This is a genomic window from Microcoleus sp. S13_C3 (genome assembly GCF_036700905.1).
Taxonomy (GTDB): domain Bacteria; phylum Cyanobacteriota; class Cyanobacteriia; order Cyanobacteriales; family Microcoleaceae; genus Microcoleus.
Genome location: NZ_JAUBPT010000304.1, coordinates 1 through 3,368, shown reverse-complemented (window position 1 = coordinate 3,368; position 3,368 = coordinate 1). Strand labels below are relative to the sequence as shown.

Here is a 3,368-nt window from a genome sequence, read left to right as displayed (position 1 = left end):
TCAACAATGCCCCATGCCCCATGCCCCATGCCCCATGCCCTTAACATTAATCAACAGTCAACAGTCAACAGTCAACAGTCAACAATGCCCCATGCCCCATGCCCCATGCCCTTAACATTAATCAACAGTCAACAGTCAACAGTCAACAATGCCCCATGCCCCATGCCCTTTGCAATTCTTATTTTTTCCCTGACTTTTCCCTAAACATTCCACAGCGTTTCCACAGGCAAGTCGGAGGTTTTCCACAGATTCGACAAAGTTTTCCACAGAAATTAACGGCACCGTAGCCTCTTGCTGCGGAATTGGGGATTTCCTTAACTTGCTGCCTAATTCCTCATAAACCCCCCGACACATAAAGATATGTAACAAAAAATGCCCTAAAAAGCTGATTATTTGGTAAACTTTTTTTTTATCTAAAGGAGTTTGTAATATTTCGCAACATTGACAAACCCACCCCCTCATAGCGCACAATGATGCGACCGACCTAAAAAAAAGCGCTCTGATTTCGGCTGTGCCTGCACCTGTATCCGGCCGAAGGGGGGTTCTGTTTTCAATTTATTAGCGAGACTAAAAAAAATGATGAACCCAACAGTCAGTATTTTTGCTGAAATTCCCGAAACGCTGCACGATTCTCTCAAAACTTACCTGGAAACCCATCCCGAATGGGATCTAGACCGAGTATTTTGCGCGGCCCTGTCGCTGTTTTTGTTGCAGAATGCCGATAGCGGTACGCCTGAAGCTTCGCGCAGTTATCGCCAAGCTGCGAGAGTTTATCTCGAAACTCTGTTTCAATCTCCTCAAGACTTGCACAGCAACAATGTAACTCCCTCGTCTTAAAGGATCAGGGGAGAGGGGGAGACGGGGTTTCTGGGAAGGATTTTAGTTGACCGAGAGGGCGCGCACTGCATAGCTGTCAACTTCAGCTTAAAATCCCTGAGAACTATCGCCCATAGCTTAATGCCAAGCCCCATTGCATCTCCCTTAAGAAGCAGGGCGGTTTCATTCTCACGAAAATCGGGATTTTGTAGGGGTAGTGCTACCCCTACTCCCCGTGCCTACCCCCCACAGACGAGGGAATCGGTGTTTCAAATATCGGGGCAACCACGGGGGGATTGGGGCAACCACGGGGGGATTGGGGCAACCACGGGGGGATTGGGGCAACCACGGGGGGATTGGGGCAGCCACGGGGGGATTGGGGCAACCACGGGGGGATTGCCCCTACAGGAGAATGAAAAATCCCCCCGGACAATCAGGGGATGCCGGGGGGATAAGCTGCCTTAATCGTCAAACAGTAGACGGGTAGTACATAAGACCCGCTTGTTTACACGCATGGTGCTTAATGGCTGAAGACTACATCATGCCCATGCCGCCCATGCCGCCCATGCCGCCCATGCCGCCCATGCCGCCCATGCCGCCCATGCCGCCCATGTCGCCCATGTCGCCGCCGGCTTTTTTCTTCTCGGGTTTTTCGACAATCACAGCTTCAGTGGTCAACACCATACCAGCAATGGAACCGGCATTTTGCAAAGCCGATCGCACCACCTTAGCCGGGTCAATAATCCCGGCGGCAATCATATCTTCGTACACGTCTGTAAGAGCGTTGTAGCCAACGTTGAACTCGCTCGCCCGCACTCGCTCGATGACGATCGAACCTTCAACGCCGGCATTATCAGCGATTTGACGCAAAGGTGATTCCAAAGCTTTCTTCACCAAGTCAGCGCCTACTTGTTCTTCGGTGTCTAAAGTATTTCTGATCGCATCTATTTTTGTAATCAGGTGAATTAGCGTCGTGCCACCTCCGGCAACGATACCTTCTTCCACAGCAGCTTTAGTAGCGTTCAGAGCGTCTTCAATACGCAGTTTACGGTCTTTGAGCTCGGTTTCGGTAGCTGCGCCGACTTTAATTACAGCGATGCCGCCGGCGAGTTTGGCGATGCGTTCGGTTAGCTTTTCCTTGTCGTAGTCGGAATCCGTCGCTTCTAGCTGCTTGCGGATTTGCTCGATCCGTTTTAGCACGTCAGCTTTGTGTTCTTCGCCAGCAACAATGATCGTGTTTTCTTTGTCGATCGTAATTTTGCGGGCGGTACCGAGCATTTCTAGGGTTGCGGTATCGATGCTGAGTCCGACTTCTTCAGAAATCAGTTGACCGCCGGTGAGTACGGCGATATCTTGAAGCATAGCTTTGCGTCGATCGCCAAAACCAGGAGATTTGGTTGCTGCGATGTTCAATACGCCGCGGGCTTTGTTGACTACCAGAGTTGCCAAAGCTTCGCCTTCAATATCTTCGGCGATAATCAGCAGCGGTTGACCTGTGCGGGCGATTTTTTCGAGAACTGGAATTAGTTCTTGAATCGAGCTAATTTTTTTGTCGGTAATCAGGATGCGAGCGTTTTCGTACTCCACTTCCATGCGATCGGTGTTGGTGACGAAATACGGAGAAAGATATCCGCGATCGTACTGCATCCCTTCGACAACTTCCAATTCTGTTGTCAGAGATTTCGACTCTTCTACAGTAATTACGCCGTCTTTGGTGACTTTTTCCATTGCTTGGGCAATCATGGCGCCGACTTCTTCGTCGTTACCGGCCGAGACAGTGGCGACTTGAGCAATGGCGCTTCCTTCGACGGGTTTGGCCAATTTCTCGATTTCCAGCACCAAGTGGGCGATCGTTTTTTCAATACCCCGGCGCAGCGCGACTGGGTTTGCGCCTGCTGCGACATTCTTCAAACCTTCGCGAATGAGGGATTGAGCTATAACCGTTGCGGTTGTTGTGCCGTCGCCTGCGATATCTTTAGTTTTGGAGGCGACTTCTTGAATTAAGCGAGCGCCAGCATTTTCCAGGGGGTCTTCGAGTTCGATCTCCCTAGCAACGGTGATACCATCGTTAACGATTTGGGGACTGCCGTATTTCTTTTCCAATAGGACGTTCCGGCCTTTCGGGCCCAAGGTGATGCGGACAGCATCGGCGAGTTGATTGACGCCGCGTTCTAGTGCCCGGCGAGATTTGTCGCTAAATGCAACTATTTTGGTCATGTTTGTCTCCAATCGCTTACATTAGCAAATTTAGCACTCTCTGAGTCTGAGTGCTAAGTCGATCGATTTTTGATTGTAGCGCGCCTCAACGGTGTGGGGGATGGGGGGGCTGTTTCATTCTCACCAAAAAACTCAAATTATGGGTGGAGAGGGTCCGATGGGGATCGGGGGAGAGGGGGAGAGGTCGGGCGGTTTCATTCTTGGTAGGGGCCGTGCCAAGAGTGCCGACCCTTTTGGCCTGAAACCCCCATTCGATGGTTGGTGGCGGGGGTAGGCACGGGGAGTAGGGGTAGCACTACCCCTACAAAAACCTCGTTTTTGGTGAGAATGAAACA

The 3,368-nt window shown here is 51.0% G+C and carries 3 protein-coding genes; 1 reads left to right on the top strand and 2 read right to left on the bottom strand.

Going from position 1 to position 3,368, the window contains the following annotated elements; translation table 11 throughout:
* Positions 1 to 135: 135 nt before the first annotated feature.
* Complete coding sequence (locus tag QUA16_RS36095) at positions 136 to 354, bottom strand: hypothetical protein (protein WP_333181776.1); 219 nt, start codon at positions 352 to 354, stop codon at positions 136 to 138.
* Between the two features lie 225 nt (positions 355 to 579).
* Between QUA16_RS36095 and QUA16_RS36090 the strand changes: the two genes are divergently transcribed.
* The gene (locus QUA16_RS36090; RefSeq protein ID WP_050813024.1) at positions 580 to 837 is read left to right on the top strand and encodes a DUF2811 domain-containing protein; all 258 of its coding nucleotides are present in this window, start codon (positions 580 to 582) and stop codon (positions 835 to 837) included.
* 513 nt (positions 838 to 1,350) lie between these two features.
* Here the strand turns inward: QUA16_RS36090 and groL are convergent.
* Positions 1,351 to 3,033 carry a chaperonin GroEL gene (gene groL, locus QUA16_RS36085; RefSeq protein ID WP_333109595.1) on the bottom strand — a complete coding sequence of 561 codons (1,683 nt, stop codon included), beginning with the start codon at positions 3,031 to 3,033 and terminating at the stop codon, positions 1,351 to 1,353.
* Positions 3,034 to 3,368: the final 335 nt, after the last annotated feature.